Source organism: Bradyrhizobium sp. WBOS07 (assembly GCF_024585165.1).
GTDB classification, from domain to species: Bacteria; Pseudomonadota; Alphaproteobacteria; order Rhizobiales; family Xanthobacteraceae; genus Bradyrhizobium; species Bradyrhizobium japonicum_B.
Window position 1 is genome coordinate 4,068,476 of record NZ_CP029008.1, and the last position, 17,274, is coordinate 4,085,749.

The 17,274-nt window shown below is 65.2% G+C and carries 14 protein-coding genes and 1 pseudogene; 7 read left to right on the forward strand and 8 right to left on the reverse strand.

The features are described from left to right. The first annotated feature begins 37 nt into the window (after nt 1-37). The gene (locus tag DCM79_RS19475) at nt 38-1,078 is read left to right on the forward strand and encodes a LacI family DNA-binding transcriptional regulator (protein ID WP_257175877.1); all 1,041 of its coding nucleotides are present in this window, start codon (nt 38-40) and stop codon (nt 1,076-1,078) included. 10 nt (nt 1,079-1,088) lie between these two features. Beyond that, nucleotides 1,089-1,823 carry an SDR family NAD(P)-dependent oxidoreductase gene (locus tag DCM79_RS19480; protein ID WP_257175878.1) on the forward strand — a complete coding sequence of 245 codons (735 nt, stop codon included), beginning with the start codon at nt 1,089-1,091 and terminating at the stop codon, nt 1,821-1,823. 129 nt (nt 1,824-1,952) lie between these two features. Here the strand turns inward: DCM79_RS19480 and DCM79_RS19485 are convergent. The 8 genes and pseudogenes from DCM79_RS19485 to DCM79_RS19520 all read right to left on the reverse strand — a co-directional run bounded on the left by DCM79_RS19485 (nt 1,953) and on the right by DCM79_RS19520 (nt 12,005). Beyond that, a pseudogene (locus DCM79_RS19485) lies at nt 1,953-3,283 on the reverse strand (MFS transporter). 76 nt (nt 3,284-3,359) lie between these two features. Next, complete coding sequence (locus DCM79_RS19490) at nt 3,360-4,166, reverse strand: enoyl-CoA hydratase/isomerase family protein (protein ID WP_257175879.1); 807 nt, start codon at nt 4,164-4,166, stop codon at nt 3,360-3,362. Between the two features lie 29 nt (nt 4,167-4,195). After that, nucleotides 4,196-5,737, reverse strand: coding sequence for an AMP-binding protein (locus tag DCM79_RS19495; RefSeq protein WP_257175880.1), 1,542 nt, complete (start codon nt 5,735-5,737; stop codon nt 4,196-4,198). Continuing rightward, on the reverse strand, nt 5,730-6,248 hold the full coding sequence (locus DCM79_RS19500) for a (2Fe-2S)-binding protein (RefSeq protein WP_257175881.1): 519 nt from the start codon (nt 6,246-6,248) through the stop codon (nt 5,730-5,732). The genes DCM79_RS19495 and DCM79_RS19500 overlap by 8 nt, the downstream gene beginning before the upstream one ends. Continuing rightward, entirely contained in the window at nt 6,245-7,057 is an 813-nt protein-coding gene (locus DCM79_RS19505) for a xanthine dehydrogenase family protein subunit M (RefSeq protein WP_257175882.1), read from the reverse strand. The genes DCM79_RS19500 and DCM79_RS19505 overlap by 4 nt, the downstream gene beginning before the upstream one ends. Further along, nucleotides 7,054-10,059 carry a molybdopterin cofactor-binding domain-containing protein gene (locus tag DCM79_RS19510; RefSeq protein ID WP_257175885.1) on the reverse strand — a complete coding sequence of 1,002 codons (3,006 nt, stop codon included), beginning with the start codon at nt 10,057-10,059 and terminating at the stop codon, nt 7,054-7,056. The genes DCM79_RS19505 and DCM79_RS19510 overlap by 4 nt, the downstream gene beginning before the upstream one ends. Before the next feature lie 128 nt (nt 10,060-10,187). After that, entirely contained in the window at nt 10,188-11,027 is an 840-nt protein-coding gene (locus DCM79_RS19515) for an AraC family transcriptional regulator (RefSeq protein ID WP_257175886.1), read from the reverse strand. A 453-nt stretch (nt 11,028-11,480) separates the two neighbouring features. After that, nucleotides 11,481-12,005 carry a MarR family transcriptional regulator gene (locus DCM79_RS19520; RefSeq protein WP_257175887.1) on the reverse strand — a complete coding sequence of 175 codons (525 nt, stop codon included), beginning with the start codon at nt 12,003-12,005 and terminating at the stop codon, nt 11,481-11,483. A 133-nt stretch (nt 12,006-12,138) separates the two neighbouring features. Here DCM79_RS19520 and DCM79_RS19525 point away from each other — a divergent pair, with 133 nt between their 5' ends. From DCM79_RS19525 to DCM79_RS19545, 5 genes are read left to right on the forward strand one after another with little or no spacing between them, the layout of a single operon-like run. Beyond that, the gene (locus DCM79_RS19525) at nt 12,139-12,987 is read left to right on the forward strand and encodes an ABC transporter permease (protein ID WP_257175888.1); all 849 of its coding nucleotides are present in this window, start codon (nt 12,139-12,141) and stop codon (nt 12,985-12,987) included. Further along, nucleotides 12,984-13,775 (forward strand): ABC transporter ATP-binding protein, encoded by a 792-nt coding sequence (locus tag DCM79_RS19530; protein ID WP_257175889.1) that lies wholly within the window; start codon nt 12,984-12,986, stop codon nt 13,773-13,775. The genes DCM79_RS19525 and DCM79_RS19530 overlap by 4 nt, the downstream gene beginning before the upstream one ends. Beyond that, a complete protein-coding gene (locus DCM79_RS19535; protein WP_257175890.1) occupies nt 13,756-14,763 on the forward strand; it encodes an ABC transporter substrate-binding protein in 1,008 nt (335 codons plus the stop codon). The genes DCM79_RS19530 and DCM79_RS19535 overlap by 20 nt, the downstream gene beginning before the upstream one ends. 29 nt (nt 14,764-14,792) lie before the next feature. After that, nucleotides 14,793-15,773 carry an ABC transporter substrate-binding protein gene (locus tag DCM79_RS19540; protein ID WP_257175891.1) on the forward strand — a complete coding sequence of 327 codons (981 nt, stop codon included), beginning with the start codon at nt 14,793-14,795 and terminating at the stop codon, nt 15,771-15,773. A 51-nt stretch (nt 15,774-15,824) separates the two neighbouring features. Beyond that, entirely contained in the window at nt 15,825-17,249 is a 1,425-nt protein-coding gene (locus DCM79_RS19545) for an FAD-dependent oxidoreductase (protein ID WP_257175892.1), read from the forward strand. Nucleotides 17,250-17,274 lie beyond the last annotated feature (25 nt).

Genomic DNA, 17,274 nt, shown 5'->3' on the forward strand with positions numbered 1-17,274 from the left:
TTCACGTCTCGCTGTCCGCGATGTAACGTTACATTCCATGAGATTGACCAGCGCCAAATCAGTGAAACAGGGCATCCGAGCCGTGGCAGCGCGCGCCGGCGTGTCGACGGCCTCGGTGTCGCGCGCCCTCAACAATCCCGACGCGGTGAGCCCTTCCCTGCGTGCGCGGATCGAGCAGGCCATCGAGGCACTCGGCTATATTCCGCATGCGCCCGCGCGCATCCTCTCGTCGCGGCGTTCGCGGACCCTTGGCGCGATTGTGCCGACGATCGACAACACGATGTTCGCGCGCGGCATCGCCTCGCTGCAGCAATATCTGTCGTCGGTCGGATACATGCTGTTCCTCACCACGAGCGGCTACGATCTCGACGTCGAATTGCAGCAGGCGCGCAACCTGATCAGCCGCGGCGTCGACGGCCTCGTGCTGCGCGGCGACTGCCATCACGACGGCTTGCGAAAACTGTTGGCGGACAATGCGGTGCCGTTCATCAATGTCGGCATCTACCAGCCTGACAGGCCCTACCCTTGCGTCGGCACCGACAACGAGGCGGCCGCCCATCGCGCGGCGGCGCATGTCATCGAGCTCGGGCACCGCCGCATCGGGATCGTCTCGGCGCTTCAGCGCAACAACGACCGTGCCAGCGCGCGCGTCGCCGGCTTTCGCCGCGCGCTGAGCGAAAGCGGCATCGAGCTTCCCCCGCAATGGCATGTCGAGGTTCCCTACACGCTGGACGACGCACGCGAAGCGGCCCGCTATCTCCTCAATCTCAAGGATCGCCCGACGGCGGTGGTGTGCGGCAACGACGTCATCGCCTATGGCGTGCTGCTCGAGGCGGAGCGCGACGGATTCTCCGTGCCACGCGATCTGTCGGTGGTCGGCTTCGACGATCTCGACTGGAGCCGGCATTTGCGGCCGAGTCTGACCACCATCCACGTTCCAACAGGCGAAACCTGGCAGCGCGCCGGCGAATACCTGGTACGCAGCCTTGCCGGCGAGCAGACCATCATGCACCGCGAGATCGACTTCTCGCTGGTGGTTCGCGAATCCACGGCGCCGCCTCCGAAATCCCTGAAGTGAGACCCTCCCGATGAGTTCGAACTTTTCTCTCGCGCCCGGCTTTCATGCCGTCGTGATCGGCGGCGCCGGCGACATTGGTGCGGCGATCAGCAACCAGTTCTGCGATCTCGGCGCGACGGTGACGGCAACGGGCGCCAATGATGCGGATCTCGCCCGCACTCTGCTCAAGCCACGCGCGGGTCTCACGCTCGGCACGCTCGATGTCACCGATGATCCGGCCGTCGCCGCCTTCGCCCGGCAGCACAAGCGCGTGGACGCGCTGGTGAATTGCGCCGGCATCCTGGCGCGCGACAAGGAATTCGAGATCGAGACCTTCATGAAGGTGATCGACGTCAATCTCACCGGCACGTTCCGGACCTGCATGGCGTTCCATCCGTTGCTCGCGCAGCAGAAGGGCTCGATCGTCAACATCGCCTCGATGAACGCGACACTGGCGCTGCCGCGGATCCCGGCCTATTGCGCAAGCAAGGGCGGCGTCGTGATGCTAACCAAGGCACTCGCCCTGAAATGGGCCGAGGATGGCATCCGCGTCAACGCAGTTGCACCAGGCTATATCGAAACTGCGATCAACGCGGCCGGCCGCACCGATCCTGTGCACTATCAGCGCATCGCCGACCGCACCGCGTTCAAGCGCTGGGGACAACCGGAAGATATCGCCGGCGCGGTTGCTTTCCTTTGCATGCCGGCCTCGCAATACGCGACCGGCACGGTCGTGTCAGTTGACGGAGGTTTTTTGGCGGGATGATCGATCCGAAGCGTCAGCCGTTTGGGGGCTTCGCAGTCACTCGACTTCGCTGGCAGATTTCAATTTGGCGAAACCGGTCCGGATACGTATGTGGCGGCGCGGCCAAGGGTGCAGCCGCGCCGCTTGACCTCAGCGGAAGTTCCCCTTGGTCTCGGGGATCACGACGGCCCCGATGAGGTAGATCACGAACACGCCGACGGCGAAGCAGGCCAGCGACATCGGGATCTGCGCGGGGCTGCCGCTCACCAGCGAGACGAAGGTCGGCATCATGCCGCCGAGCGCAAAGCCGATGTTCCAGGACAGGCCCGTACCGCTGGCGCGGAGCGCCGTGGGAAAGCGTTCGTTCAGGAAGATCAGCACCGGCGCGTAGCCGGCATTGCCGATGAAGGCGATGGCGAACGCATACAACGTGATCTGGGTCGTGTCCTTGGTTGCGGCAAGGTTCAGATAGCATAGCGGCAACAGCACCGCCGCAAGGACGCCGATCAGCAAGAACGTCTTCTTGCGGCCGATGAGGTCGCTGAGCGCCCCGATCAACACCGCGGCGAAGAATGCCGAGACGCTCGCACCCATCAGGATCAGCGAAGCGGTCTGGTTCGGGACCGCGTTAATCACCTTCAGAAAGCTCGGCAGATAACCCGAGGTCAGGTAGTAGCCGGCACCGCCGCCGAAGGTAATGAGCAGGTTGACAGCAGCACGCCGCGATATTCACCGGAGAAGACGTCCTTGACCGGGGCTTTCGAGACCTTTGCCTGCTTACTGCCCTGCTGGCGCTTGAGTTCCTTGAAGTACGGCGACTCCTCCAGATTCCTGAAGATGAACCAGCCCAGCAGAGAGCTCAGCAACCCCGAGAAGAACATGACGCGCCAGCCCCAGACCGCGAAGGCGTCACCGGGGAAAATCCACGACGTGACCAGGAAGACGAAGGACGCGAGCAATGCACCGATACCGGCGCCGCCGCCGCCCACCAGGCCGGACATCGCGCCACGCCATTGCGGTGGGACCGATTCCGTGCCGATCGTGTGGGTCGAGGCCACGACGCCGCCGACGAACACGCCCTGCACGAGACGCAGGATCAGAAAGATGATCGGCGCGATCACGCCGGCCTGCGCGATGGTCGGCAGCAAGCCAAAAGCCGCGGTGCTGAGGCCGACACCGACGATTGCGACCAGCATCGCCTGCTTGCGACCGTGCACGTCGGCATAGTGTCCGAACACCGCCGAGCCGAGCGGCCGCATCAACAGTGTGACGGCGAACGAACCGTAGACAGCGGCGAGCGACAGAGCCGCATTGCTCGACGGAAAGAACAGCGCGCCGATGACCGGCGCCACGTAGAGCAGAATGAACAAATCGAACAGATCGAGCGCCCATCCGAGCACCGATGCGATAACCGCGTTGACCATCTGCTTGTTATCGGCCGGTGCTTGCGCAGCCGCGACCGGCATATCCATCCCACTCATGTCGTTTTACCTCCCCCGTTTGATTGGCGCCGCGGTCCGCGCCATTGCGAACCGCGGCAGTTCGTGGCGTCCCGTATCAACGGCCGACGAATTTCGGCGGCCGCTTGGCGTTGAAGGCCTCGACGCCTTCCTTGAAGTCCTCGGACTGCCGCAGGCGGCTGTAGCAGTGGCCTTCAAGTTCGATGGCGATGGCGAGCGTCGAATCCTCGGTGTCATTGAGGAGCTTCTTGGCGGTACGCTGTGCCAGCGGCGAGAAGGACCGGAGTTCGTCCACAAGCTTGTCGGTCGCATTCTCCAATTCGGCATCCGGCACGCATTCGGTAGCGATGCCCCACTCATAGGCCTGCCTCGCCGAGATCCGCTTGGAGCGCATCACGATGTCCTTGGTGCGGGTGATGCCGATCATCTTCTGCAGGCGCGCAGAGCCGCCCGAGCCCGGAATCTGGCCGAGCTTCTGCTCCGGCAGCGCGTATTGCGTCGTCTCGGACGCGATACGGAAGTCGCAAGCGAGGGACAGCTCAAAGCCGACGCCGAAGCAATAGCCGCGGTTGGCAACGATCACCGGCTTGGCGCAGCGCGCCGGGGCCGCGATATTCCAGGCGAGCTTGGAGACGTGCTCGGGGCTCGCCTCCATGAAGCCCCCGATATTGCCGCCGCTGGAGAAATGCTCGCCCTCGGCACGCAGCACGATGATGCGCACGCGCGGATCCTCGTCCAGGGTCTCGAACGTCAGCCGCAGCTGGTCGCGCTGCGGCATCGCCACGACGTTGTAGGGCGGCCGTCCCAGAATGACGTCGGCGCGCTCATGCACCTCGTCGATCTCGACTTTGAACCCACTCAGTTTTGCCAATCGGGGATCGGCAAATGGATAGGCTGACGGCATTTGGGTTTCCTTCTGTTGATGGGTGATTTTCAGGCCGCGTCCGACGGCGGCAGACGCTCGGCCTCGTATTCTCCGGCGACGAGCAATCGTCGCAGCAGCTTGCCGACCGGCGATTTCGGGATGGCATCAACGAAGACGTAGCGCCGCGGCCGCTTGAAATTGGCGAGCCCCGAGGTGCGGCAGAACTGCTCCAGCTCACCTTCCGAGACGGCGCGATTGCGCTTGACGAAGGCAGCGACGATCTTGCCCCACTTCTCGTCGTCGATTCCGACCACCGCGACCTCGTCGACGGCGGGATGCAGCGACAGGCAACTCTCGATCTCGACCGGCGAGACGTTCTCGCCGCCCGTGATGATCATGTCGTCGACGCGACCGGTGACGAACAGATCGCCCGCAGGATCGACGAAGCCCGTATCGCCGGTGAAATACCACCCCCCACGCAACGACTTGGCGTCGGCTTCCGGGCGACGCCAGTAGCCTTCGAACGCTTCGTCGCCGGCCAGCGTTGCGATGATCTCGCCCTCCTCACCGACGGCGGCAAGCTCCGCAGCCGAACGCGCACCGATGCGAACGACCTTGACGTGCTGGTTCAGGCCCGCCTTGCCGGCCGAGCCGGGTTTCGCCGCGGCCTTCTGGTCGACCGTGAAGGTGTAGATCTCCGAGCTGCCGTAATGGTTGACGAACAGCTCCGGCCTGAACGCCTCGTTCAGCTTCCTGAGCAAGCCATCGGTCATCGACGCGCCGGCGAAGCCGAGCTTGCGCACGCTGGAGACGTTGGTCGCGGCGAAGTCTTCGTGATGGACGAGGTCATGATAGAGCGTCGGCACCAGATAAAGGTTGGTGATCTCTTCTCTCTCGATGAGGGCCAGCGCTTGCCGGCTGTCATAGCGCGGCAAGCAGATGAATGCGCCGCCGATCAGCGACATCGCCAGCAGCGAGCGGACCCCCATGGTGTGGTAGAGCGGCATCACCCCGAGCGTGCGCTCGCCGCGGCCGTAAAGATTCTGCGCGACATGGGCGATCGCTGCGGCGCGCTCGGCGCGATGCCGCCGCGGCACGCCCTTGGGCAGCGAGGTGGTGCCCGAGGTGTACAGCATGATCGACCAGGCATCGGCGCCGACGCGTGGATCGGCGTCCGGCGCGGTCCCCTTGATGAGATCGGCAAAACAGGTCGCACTCGCTCCGGTATCAACCGACACGCACAGCAGCCTGCCCGATCGCGCCGAGCCCTGCACCGCCTGCGCGGAGATGTCCTGATAGAACACTGCGCAGGCTTCGGCGTTCTCGATGCAGTAATCGAGCTCGTCGGCCTTGGAGCGCCAGTTGATCGGCGTGATGACGAGGCCGGCGAACTGGCAGGCCCAGTGCAGCGTCGCCGCTTCCCAGCGGTTCTGCAGCAGCGTGAGGACGTGATCGCCGGGCTTGAGGCCCAGACGGCGGAAGGATGCCACGAGCGAAGAGATCTTGTCGTACCATTGCCGATAGGTCAGGCGGAGATCGCCGTCGACCAAGGCAATGACGTTTGGATCGCGCGCGGCGCTGGCCACGAAGCTGCTGGCGAGATCAAGCATCGGACGTCTCTTTTGGGGATGAAGCGAGCTGGGCGGCAGCCTCTAAGGCGGCGCGGATGATCGGGGTGTAACCGGTACAGCGACAAATATGTCCGCTGAGGAGATTGCGGATCTCCGCTTCGGTCGGTGCCGGATGCGAGGCGAGATAGTGGTCGAGCGATATCAAGATGCCCGCGGTGCAGAAGCCGCACTGGAGCGCGTGGTTGCGGCGAAACGCCTGCTGCAACACGCCGAGTCGGTCGGCCGATGGCACGAGGCCTTCGACCGACTTCAGCTCGCAGCCATCGACTTGCGCAGCCAGCGTCAGACAGGACCGGGTCAGCATGCCGTCGACGACGATGGTACAGGCGCCGCAGACGCCGTGCTCGCAGCCGACATGAGTACCGGTCGCGCCGAGCTGGTGGCGCAGGAAATCAGAAAGCAGCGTGCGCGGCTCGGCCTCGCCCTCTACGGACCTGCCATTGAGCGAGAAGCGGATGGAATGGCGGCCATCTGCCTTGAGGCGGGTCATTGCAGCACCTCGCCGATCAAGTCCCGGCCGATCATGCGCACGAGGTCGCGGCGATACCGCGCGGTGGCGTGGACGTCGTCGCGGGCGCCGAGCTCATAGGCAAAGGCGTTGAGCGCATCGTCGAGTGCGCTACCCTCCAGCCGCGGCCAGTCGCGCGCGGTCGGCACGTCAGCAACGCCGCCGACGGCGAGGCGCACGCCGGATGACGTCTCCATCGCGGCACAGGCGACGATGGCAAAATCGCCGTGACGGCGCGCAACCTCGCGGAAGGCGACGCGCGATCCTTTGACCGGCAGCGAAATTCCCTCGATCAACTCGTCATCGGCACGGGCGGTCAGCATCATGCCGGCGAAGAAGTCCTTTGCAGCGACGCGGCGGCGGCGCTTGACGCTGCGCAGGAGCACCTCGCCACCGAGCGCAACAAGCGCCAGCGGCATCTCGGCGCTGGGATCGGCATGCGCCAGCGAGCCGCAGATCGTGCCCCGGCTCCGGGTCTGCATGTGTCCGACCCAGGGCAGCGCCAGTGCAACCAGCGGCAGCGCCTCGGCAAGATCGGACCAGGCCAGCAGATCCGCCTGGCGCACGCCGGCGCCGATGACAATCGTATCTTTCGTTCGCTCAATCCGGCGCAGCTCCTCGAGACGCATGATGTCGATCAAGAGCTTCGGCCTGGCGAGGCGCATGTTGAGCATCGCCATCAGCGACTGGCCGCCGGCGAGCACACGGGCGTCGCCCCCCTGCTGCGCGAGGCCTTCGAGGACATCGCTGACGGATTCGGCGCGGAGATAGTCGAACGCAGCCGGCTTCATCGGCGTCCCCCGAACAGGCCGGCCGCCTTCGCCAGAAGCGCGAACAGCGAGAAGCCGCCGCCCGTCTCGCTGCCACCGCCGGCCTTGCGGGCGAGCGCGGCAAAGAATTGTCCGATGACCACGCGGATGGCGCCGTCGAGCAGGCGGCCGCCGATGCTGGCCACCTTGCCGCCGATCGCGGCGTCGTATTGGTAGGTCAGTTTGGTCCCACCCTCGCCGTCGGGAGCGAGCGTGATGCGCCCTTCTGCGTTACCAAAGCCGAGAGCGCCGGTGGCGCCGCCGCGCAAGGTGACGGAGCGCGGCGGATCGAGATCGAACAGCTGCACGTCGGCGCGATAGCGCCCGGTGACCGGGCCGACGCCGAGCGTCACGTCGGCGCGGAAATGGGTGTTGGTGACCCTGTCGACGCGCTGGCAGCCGGGAATGACCGATTGCAGCGTGGCGGGGTCGAGCAGCATGGTCCAGACCTGCTCGGGCGCGCCCTTCACCAAGGCCTGTCCCTCGCCGCGCAGCCGCCGGTCGCCTTCGCGAACGGGCACGACGGTCGCTCCGCCTGCGGGCGGCGGCGGTTCGGCACCGCGCACGAGCTCCGCCAGCCGCGCCGGCACCAGCGGCAGGGTGACATCGGCAACACCGAGCGCATCCGCGACCGCATTGGCGAGGCACACCGGCGTCGACATGCAATTGCCCTCGCCGACGCCCTTGGCGCCGAGCGGCGTGAACGGTGACGGCGTCTGCATGTGGAAGATCTCGGGCTCCGGCACCTCGGTGGTGGTCGGCAGCAGATAGTCGGCGAGCGTTCCCGTCAGGAAGCTGCCGTCCTCGGCGTAAGCGTATTCCTCGTAAAGGGCAGCGCCGAGCGCCTGGGTGAAGCCGCCGCGGATCTGGCCGTCGACCATGCCGGGATGCAGGATGGTACCGCAATCGTGCATGGTGACGTAGCGATCGATCCGCGTCTCGAGCGTGACGCGATCGACCTCGACGCCGCAGAAGTCGAAGATGAATCCGTGACAAAGCGAGGAGTTGATGCGGTCACCCTCGTCCGGCGGTGTCAACTCCGGCGGCGTCCAGAACACGGTCTCGCGGATGGCCTGGCCGGCATCGTCGGGCAGCGAGCCCGGCGACCAGTGGCTGAGGGCTGCGACGCGCGAGAACGCGATCCGGTTCTCCGGATTCTGTTTTGAGGCAACGAAGCCGTTCGCGAACACGATGTCCGCAGCCGCGACGTTGAGCTGACTGGCGGCGATGCGCGCAAGACGGCCGGCGATGCGTTCCGCCGCCAGCTTCGCCGTGCCCGCTACGGCCGCGGCGAAGCGGCTGGCGTAATTGCCCGACGCGATCGACCAGGCATCCTTGGCGGTGTCGATCTCGGTGTTGACGCGGATGTCCTTCGGCTGAAGGCCGAACACGTCGGCCACGACCTGCGACAGCACGGTGCGATGGCCCTGCCCTTGCGGCACCGAGACGACGTGGACCGTGACGCTGCCGACCGGATCGAGACCGACGGTCGCGGTCGCCTGCGCGCCGTTCTTGGGACCTGCCTTGCGGCGCTCGGCCGCCGTCAGCACGGTCGTGATGTAGCCCATGTTGGACACGCTGGGCTCGACCACCGCAGTGAAGCCGATGCCGTAGAGACGCCCCTCCGCCCGCGCCGCGTCGCGCTTTGCCTTCAGTTCAGCGAGCCTGCCCTGCTCCACCGCCCGCGCGACGGCTTCCTGGTAATTGCCGGAATCGAGCAGTGCGCCGGTCGCGGTCCGATATGGAAATGCGCCCGCATCGATCAGGTTGCGCTTGATGACGTCGAGCGGGTCGAGCTTGAGGCCGGTTGCAATCCGCTGCACCAGACGTTCCAGCGCGAAATAGACTTGCGGCCCGCCAAAACCGCGATTGAGGCCGGTCGGCGTCTTGTTGGTGACAACGACGCGGTTGCGGACGCTGACGTGGCTTATGTCGTAAGCGCCGGTCAGGTTGCCGTGCATGCGATAGAGCGTCGCGGGCTCGGGCGCGCGCAAGTGAGCGCCGCAATCCTCGACCTGGTCCCAGTCGAGCGCGAGGATCTCTCCGTCGGCAGCGACCGCCGCCGACAAGGCCGTCGCGCGGTTGGTCGCCGACACCGACGCGGTGAGATGTTCGAGCCGGTCCTCGATCCATTTGACCGGACGCTGCGTGACCCGCGCGGCAGCAGCGATCAACACGATGTATGGAAACACGCCCTGCTTGACGCCAAAGCTGCCGCCGGAATCCGGCGGCGTGCGCAGCCGCAGGCGATTGCCCGGTACTTTCAGCGCGCGGGCGATCACGGTGTGGATGCTGAACGGACCCTGAAAATTGGCCAGCACCTCATAGGCATCCTCGCCGGCATCGTGCGAGGCGACGACGCCATAGGTCTCGATCGGCGTGCAGGAATTGCGGGGATAGCAAACATCGATGGAGAAACGATGTGGCGCGTCCGCAAAGGCCTTCTCGGGGTCGCCATAGCGGAAGGTGCGATCGCTGGCGAGGTTGCCGGGAAAGCCGTCATGCAGCACGGGCGCGCCAGGCGCGAGTGCACCGAGCGGATCGACGATGGCGCCGCGCGGACGATATTCGACGTTGATGAGCTCCGCCGCATCCTCGGCGCGGGCGCGGTCGATCGCCACGATGACCGCAACGGGTTCGCCGACATAGCGCACGCGATCGATCGCGATCGGCCAGCACTCGACCGGCGCCTTCACGCCGACGACGAGGCTGTTGGTGATGGCCCTGATGTCACTGCCGATCAGAACCGCCGCAACACCAGCGAGGCGCCTGGCAGCTTCAAAGTCGATGGAAAGGATGTCGGCATGCGCGTACGGCGAGCGCAAAATCGTCGCGTGCAGCGTGCCGGGCGGGACACCGAGATCGTCGATGAAGCGGCCGCGGCCAGAGAGCAGCGCGGCGTCCTCGACGCGCTCGATCGAACGCCCGACCCACGGCTCAGCGCGACTTTCTGAATTTGCGGATTGAACCGCAGCCTGCACCATGTCCCGCCATGCCTCCCGACGCGTTCTTTGACGCGACGGTGACGTTTGTCAGGACAGGGTTGCAGGGCCCATACCGCCCGCTCTCACGACTTACCAAATCGTCTCATTCGAGAGCGTGCGGCGCAATATCAGCCAGCAAGACGCGAGACGTTGCGAAACTCGCGCGGGCTGACGCCGGCATGATCGCGGAAGAACCGCGTGAAATGGGCGGGCTCCGGAAAGCCAAAACGCTCGCTGAGCTCGCCGAGCGGGGTGTCCTCACGCATGACCGCATCGAGCGCGCGCTCCATGCGGACAACGTTGAGATAGAGCTTTGGCGAGACGCCGAGCGAGGTTTCGAACAGGCGGAAGAACTGCGCGCGCGAGAGCCCGGCACCCTTCACGAACTGATCGACATTGCCGTAGGAATCGTGCGTCCGCAGCGCGTCCATCGCACGCCGGATGCGCCAGTCGCAGTTCACCGCGCTCATGCCGCGGATCGAGGTCGGGAAGCTGCGCCACTCAGTGAAGCGCTCGATCACGGCAATCATCAGGTCGGACAGCGTCTGCTCATGGGTCCGCACCGCGTCCGGATTCGCCATCATTTCAGCCGCCAGATGCAGCGTGAGCTGGCGGATGCGCGGTGACACCTCGCCCGAAGGCCGCTCGAAAAAGCCCGGCGCACCGCTCGCGGCCCAACCCCGGCGGAACTCCTTCAGCCATTCCGGCTCGATATAGAGCGCCATGATAAGCGTGCGCGGACGATTGACGTCGTGCACGTAGGCGTGCGGCTTCCAGCCATCGACGAGCACGGCGGCGGTGTCCGTGAGCGGCGTGACCTGGTCGCCGACCATGAATTGCGTGTCGGCGCCCTCGACCTTGAGCAGGACGTGGCAGTGATGGTGGGCGTGGCGGACCAGCGGACGGTCCATGTCGAGCAGAGCGACCCTGCCGAAAGCGCCATGAGCGATGCGCAGGGCCGTCGACATCAGTTCCCTCCTCCCAGCATTGCGCTGCAAAATGGTTGCTTTGTTGGCACGGCACGATAAGCAGCACCCGCTTCATATTCCAACGACGCAAACCGACGCAAGTCGCTTGGAGGCGCCAACCGGCTCATGTCCGAACCTTCGCACGCAGCCGCGCGACCGCGGCGCTGGGGTCGGCCTGCAACGCGGTGGCGAGAGGAGCCTATCAGGCTCGGGCCAGCGACCGATTTGATCGGCGCGCAGGCGAAACTGGCAATACCGGATCTAGCCGCCAGTCTGTTCGATCTCCCAAACAAGGAGGGGTACGGGGACTATCTGGAAACGCAGCTACGGGTCAAACTCGCAGTTTGTCTCGCTGCGAACCACTTCCGGTCCACACTCGTCAGTCGACGGCGAGAATCGAGCGAGGCAGCATCGGGCCAGAAGCAGTATCGCAGGTCTTCGATGGCACAGTCGTCATTCGCTTGCGGGGGCGACCGTCGCGAGCCGGAGTTCGACGGTTCTCAGAAGGTCGAGCAACTGCTCGACCGCCGCCTCCCCGATCACCTGCTTGAGCTCGACGCCCTTCTGCGACAGCTCCGCTGTCACTACGTTCGCATACGCGGCACCGCGCGCGGTGAGGATCACGCCACTGAGGCGACGGTTGGCGGGTGAACGCACTAGCCGGATCAGCCCGGCCTTCTTCAGGTCCTTCAATATACGCAGCAGGCTCGGCATCAGCAGTGCTGCGTGGTTGGTCAGCGTGGTCTTGTCCATCGGCTGCAGGTCGTTGAGAGAGCGCAGCACCCGCAGCTGCTGTTCCGTGGTGCCGTGCTTGCGCAGGATCGGCCGCATATGGGCCATCACGGCTTCGCGCGCGCGCAACAGCGCCACCGGTAGAGCCCGCTCGAACGGAATCGCTATCTCGTCGACCTCGACAGGTTTTGGCGGTGTCGATGCTCGCTGTCGCTTGCTGCTGGGGGGTCGTGTGGAGAGGGGCACGCGTCATCCTTTGCCTGGAGCCGATTCGAATTATGCCAAGTCGTGCTTGACGGCTCAAGTGAACATGTTAAGTTGAAAAAAACGAAGGAACCGAGCGGCTTGCTGCATCGCTCTTTCGGGAGGAGACCGGCCATTGCAGACCGTCCAGAATCGGGTGATCGTCACCGATAGCGAGCCGCCGCCAAACTGCGGCCGGGCTGCGGCCCTGCTGAAATTCGTCGCGACGCAGCCCTCAATCCGCGAAACCGGCGCGACGGTGATCGTGGTGCTGCTGTTGCTCACCGCGATGAAGGTCGCGAGCTGGTACGTTCCCGACTACATCATGCCGTCGCCGGAAGCGGTGTCCGCGGCGATCTGGCGACTCGCCCACGCCGACTACGTGCACGTGTTCGCGACACTCGGCCGGCTCGCCGCGGCGCTGTCGTTCTCGCTGGTCGCGGGGGTACTACTCGGCCTGATCATGGCGCTGTCGCCGCTGCTGCGGCCGTTCGTCCGCTCGCTGGTGGTGATCGACACCGGCATCCCGGCGCTGTCCTGGATTCTTTTGGCCGTGTTCTGGTTCAAGAATCCGGAAACCCGGATCTTCTTCATCCTGATCATGATCCTGATGCCGTTCTACGCGCTCAGCATCTACGACGGATTCCGCGCGCTGCCGAAGGATCTGGTCGACATGATCGAGAGCTTCCGGCCGTCGCAATTGCAGACGCTGCGCTACCTGATCGTGCCGCATCTGGTGCCCTACGTGATCCTCACCACAAAGTCGGTGATCGGCTACGCGACCCGCATGGTGATCTTCGCCGAACTGGTGGCATCCGCGATCGGCGTCGGCTCGCGGATGGGGCTCGCGCAATCGACCTTCCACATCGACGAGGTGCTCGCCTGGACGTTCTTCCTCGTTGTCCTCAACATCGTGTTGCAGCTCCTGGTGACGGCGGTCGAGAAAGCCGTACTCGGCTGGCGGCCTGATACGGCGGTCCGATGAACATGCGGCAGACCGAGTTCAAGGCCGCGACCGGCGGCCCGGTGATCTCCTTGCGCGGAGTCCGCAAGCAGTTCGGAAGCCATTGCGTCGTCGAAGACCTCAGCTTCAGCGTCGCGCGCGGCGAGATCGTCACGTTGCTCGGCCGCACCGGCGCCGGCAAGACCACCGTGCTCAACATCATCATGGGCACCATGCGGGCCGACGCCGGCGCGGTCGAGGTCGCGGGCGCCGATCCGTTCAAGGAGTTCAAGGCACTGAAGGGCAAGCTCGCGGTCGCGTTCCAGACCGATCGTCTGTTGCCATGGCGCACCGCAGTAGAGAACGCCGAACTCGGCCTGCTGATCGCCGGCGAGGATCGCCGGACCGCCCGTGCTGGGGCGATCAAGGCTCTTGCTGCAGTCAATTTGAGCGGCGCCGAGACCAAATATCCTCACGAATTGTCAGGTGGCATGCGGCAGCGGGTGTCGCTGGCGCGGGCGCTGGCGGTCGACCCCGAGCTGATTCTGCTCGACGAGTCGTTCAGCCAGCTCGACCACGTCACCTCGCGCACGCTGCGCCAGGACTTTTGCAAGGTGGCGCGCGAGTTCCACAAGACCTGCCTGATCGTGACCCACCGGATCGACGACGCGCTCGAGATGGCCGACCGCGTCATCGTGCTCGGCCCCGGGGCACGCATCGTGCTGGAAATGCCGCTCGCGGCGGCTCGGATCGACGAAAAGACCCGGGATCAATGCCGGGCACAAATCGAAACCGCGTTGGGAGGAAAAGATGAGGACGACGAAGGCTGACATGCGCTCGCGATTGTCCCGCCGCGCCTTATTGGGTGGCTTCGCCGCCGGCGCCGGCCTGCTGGCGGCGCCGCTGACGTCACGCAGCGAGGATCTGCCCGAGATCCGCTGCGCGACCGCGACGCCGGGCTTCACCACGGTGTTCTACGACGTCATTCGCGAACGCAAGCTCGACCAGAAGCACGGATTCCGTCTCGGCGAGCCGGTGCTGAACGCGTCGATCGGTACGCTGTTCAACGATTTCGTCGCCGGCAGTTCCGACCTGATCATCGCGAGTTGGGACCCGATCTTGACGCGCTATCATGGCGGCGTGCCCTGTCGGCTGTTGTGCACCCTGATGACCGCCGACATGATCGGCATCATCGCCGCCAAGGGCGGCCCGAAGTCGGTCGCCGAGTTGAAGGGCAAGACTATCGCCGCGCCGCAGCAGTCCGGCGTCTACCGGATGACCCGCGCGATGATCAAGGACATCGCCGGCACCGACATCGAGAGCATCGCGCAGGTGCAGAACGCCGACAATCCGGCGCAGGGCGTGACGCTGGTGATCGCCGATCGTGCCGACGCGGCGATGGCGTGGGAGCCGATGATCAGCAACGGCATGCAGAAGCGCCCCGATCTCGAGGTGATCTTCAGTGCCGGCAAGGCGTTTCACGACAAGACCGGATCGGACCTGCCGTATTTCTGCGTCAATGTCCGGCAGGAGATCCTCAGCGCCCATCCGGGTCTTGCCGCCAAGCTCAGCGCTGCGTTCGGCGATTGCGTGGCCCTGATCGACGCCGAATTCGATGCGATCGCCGCAAAATACGCGCCGCGCACCAAGATCGATGCCGAGACGCTGAAGATCGCCCGCAGTTCCGGCCGGTTCAAGCTCGCCTACGGTAGGGCCGGCGATCCGAAAGTGCAGAGCACGATTACCACCGCATCCGAGATCCTGGTGCGGCAGGGCGTGCTGACCAAGAAGGCCGAGCCCGGCTTCTTCGCCACCTGATTCCGAGCTCCCTTTGAAGAGAGGTTCACATGGCCGGATCACGACGGCAATTCATTCAAGCGGTCGCAGGCACTGCCGCGGGCCTGGCGCTGCCGACGCTGGCGCCCGCCGCCGATCTTCCGCAGCTCACCTGGGCGACGTTCACGCCGGGCTTCGTGCCTGCCTTCATGGAATGCACGCTGGCCAACGGTTTCGACCGCAAGCACGGCGTCGCGCTGGCGCCGCCAATTCCGTATTCGTCGCTGACGACCTATTACGGCGACTTCGTCGCCGGTTCGTTCGACATGTGCTTCGGCAGCTGGGACACCTTTGCGGTGCGCGCCTTCGCCGGGGTCCCCGTGAAGTATCTGTGCGGGATCAACCCAGGCAACCTGCTCAACATCGTCACCGCCTCGGACAGCATCCAATCGATCACCGATCTGCGCGGCAAGACGCTGGCGGCGCCGACCTCGTCGGGCACGTTCCGGCTGATGAAGTCGCTGGTGCGCGCGTTCTACGGCATCGATCTCGAGAAGGAGACCACTATCCAGACCGTCGATCATCCGCTCGGCGGCGTCACGCTGGTGCTGGCCGACCGCGCCGATGCGGCGATGACCTGGGAGCCCAGCGTCACCATCGGGATGACCAAGAATCCGAAGCTGCGCGTGCTGCTCAACATGGGCGAGGCCTATGAGAAACACGAGGGCGCGGTGATGCCGTTCCTCGGCCTTGCAATCCGGCAGGCCGCACTCGACAAATATCCGGGTATCGCCGAGCGGCTGTACAAGGTGTTCGCCGACGGCGCGGCGGCGATGCAGGCGGATCCGCAGGCGGCCTACGCGGCGGCCGAGAAGGAAACCAAGCTGCCGGCAAGCACGCTGGTGACGGCGACGCAAAATGGCCGGCTGAAATATCGCTTCGAGTCGATGGCCGATCCGAAAGCGCGGCAGGCAGTGATCCGCAGCAGCGAAATCCTGGTCGCCGAAAAGGATCTCCCGAAACCGGTCGACGCCAGCTTCTTCGTTGGCTGAGACGACGTCGTTCTTCGATGCCGCGCCGCGGCCTCGCAACATGAGTCCCCCATGACCGTCCAGACCCCGACTGCCGCCCCTGCCATCAGCCGCCATTATAACATCCCAATCGCCTACGAAGCCGACGTCGTCGTGGTGGGCGGCGGTCCCGGCGGTTTCGCAGCCGCGCTACAGGCGGCGCGGATGGGTGCACGCACCGTCATGATCGAGCGCTTCGACATGCCGGGTGGCGTTCACACCTCTGGCCTGCAGGGCGCCGCCGACAGCGGCGTAGGCGGCATCCACACCGAACTGATGCAGCGCTTCGCCACCGAAGGCTATATCTATACCGCGACCGAGAGCACGCATCCCGGCTGGGCCGGCAATCCGCTGTCGCACTACGAGCGCAAGAAGCCGCCGGGCAGCGAGTTTCGCCGCATGTCTTTCAATCCGGAAGGCGCCGGCTGTGTGATGGCGATGATGCTGCAGGAAGCCGGCGTCACCGCGCTCTATGGCACCACCTTCGTCGATGCCATCGTCGACTCCAGCGGCCCCGCCGACGGCACCATCACGGCGATCCTGGTCGAGAATGCCAGCGGGCTGCAGGCCATCGCGGGCAAGATCTTCATCGAGGGCTCGGGCACCGGCGAACTGGTGGCCCGCGCTGGCGCACCTTATGTACGGGGCGGCGGCCCGCAACCGGCGAGCACGGGCTGGGACGGCATCCAGCGGCCGATCCCCGGCGGACTGCTGTGGACCATGAGCGGCATCGACCTGCAGCGCCTGATCGCACATCAGGAGACCGCCAAGGACCCGGACCTCGGCAAGGTGATGGCCGAGGCTGCCGCCGCAGGCGATCTGCCGGAGGGCGTATATCGTCCGCGGATGTCCGGCAACAACGTATACGGCGAAGCCTATATCGGCCACCCGACGCTCGACATGAGCCCGATCTCGGCCGACGGCACCTATGTGCTGTGGCAGAACGTGCCCTACGAATGGGCACTGCACATGGACGACAACGCCGCGGACCATGCCAAAGCCAAGCGCGAGTTGCGCGGCTTCATCAACGGCGAAGCGCAGTTTCTGCGAAAATACGTGCCCGGCTTCGAGCAGGCGACGGTCGCCAGCATCGGCCGCTTCGTCGGCGTCCGCGACGGCCGTCACCCGATCGGCGAGTACGTCGTCAACATCGAGGACGTGCGTGCCGGCCGCCGCTTCCGCGACGCGATCAGCAAGCCGATGACCAAGACGTTCTTTTGGGAGGGATTTCAGAAGCACGATTTCGAGGTGCCGTTCCGTTGCTTCCTGCCGAAAAAGATCGACAACATGGTTCTGACCGGCGCGTCGTTGTCGTTCGAATACCGCACGCTGTTCATGGTGATGCGCAACTTCCCGTGGTGTACCCAGACCGGCGAAATCGCCGGGTACGCCGCGGCGCGCTGCATCGAGCAGAAAATCAAGCCAAAGGAGCTGGAGTGGACGACGCCGTACTTCTGAGCGTCGATCGATCTATGCATCCCTT

What these genes read in the sequence shown, in the direction of transcription:
- DCM79_RS19475 (WP_257175877.1), top strand. Translation starts at nt 38, where the DNA reads ATGAGATTGACCAGCGCCAAATCAGTGAAACAGGGCATCCGAGCCGTG.
- DCM79_RS19480 (WP_257175878.1), top strand. Translation starts at nt 1,089, where the DNA reads ATGAGTTCGAACTTTTCTCTCGCGCCCGGCTTTCATGCCGTCGTGATC.
- DCM79_RS19490 (WP_257175879.1), bottom strand. Translation starts at nt 4,166, where the DNA reads ATGCCGTCAGCCTATCCATTTGCCGATCCCCGATTGGCAAAACTGAGT.
- DCM79_RS19495 (WP_257175880.1), bottom strand. Translation starts at nt 5,737, where the DNA reads ATGCTTGATCTCGCCAGCAGCTTCGTGGCCAGCGCCGCGCGCGATCCA.
- DCM79_RS19500 (WP_257175881.1), bottom strand. Translation starts at nt 6,248, where the DNA reads ATGACCCGCCTCAAGGCAGATGGCCGCCATTCCATCCGCTTCTCGCTC.
- DCM79_RS19505 (WP_257175882.1), bottom strand. Translation starts at nt 7,057, where the DNA reads ATGAAGCCGGCTGCGTTCGACTATCTCCGCGCCGAATCCGTCAGCGAT.
- DCM79_RS19510 (WP_257175885.1), bottom strand. Translation starts at nt 10,059, where the DNA reads ATGGTGCAGGCTGCGGTTCAATCCGCAAATTCAGAAAGTCGCGCTGAG.
- DCM79_RS19515 (WP_257175886.1), bottom strand. Translation starts at nt 11,027, where the DNA reads ATGTCGACGGCCCTGCGCATCGCTCATGGCGCTTTCGGCAGGGTCGCT.
- DCM79_RS19530 (WP_257175889.1), top strand. Translation starts at nt 12,984, where the DNA reads ATGAACATGCGGCAGACCGAGTTCAAGGCCGCGACCGGCGGCCCGGTG.
- DCM79_RS19535 (WP_257175890.1), top strand. Translation starts at nt 13,756, where the DNA reads ATGAGGACGACGAAGGCTGACATGCGCTCGCGATTGTCCCGCCGCGCC.
- DCM79_RS19540 (WP_257175891.1), top strand. Translation starts at nt 14,793, where the DNA reads ATGGCCGGATCACGACGGCAATTCATTCAAGCGGTCGCAGGCACTGCC.
- DCM79_RS19545 (WP_257175892.1), top strand. Translation starts at nt 15,825, where the DNA reads ATGACCGTCCAGACCCCGACTGCCGCCCCTGCCATCAGCCGCCATTAT.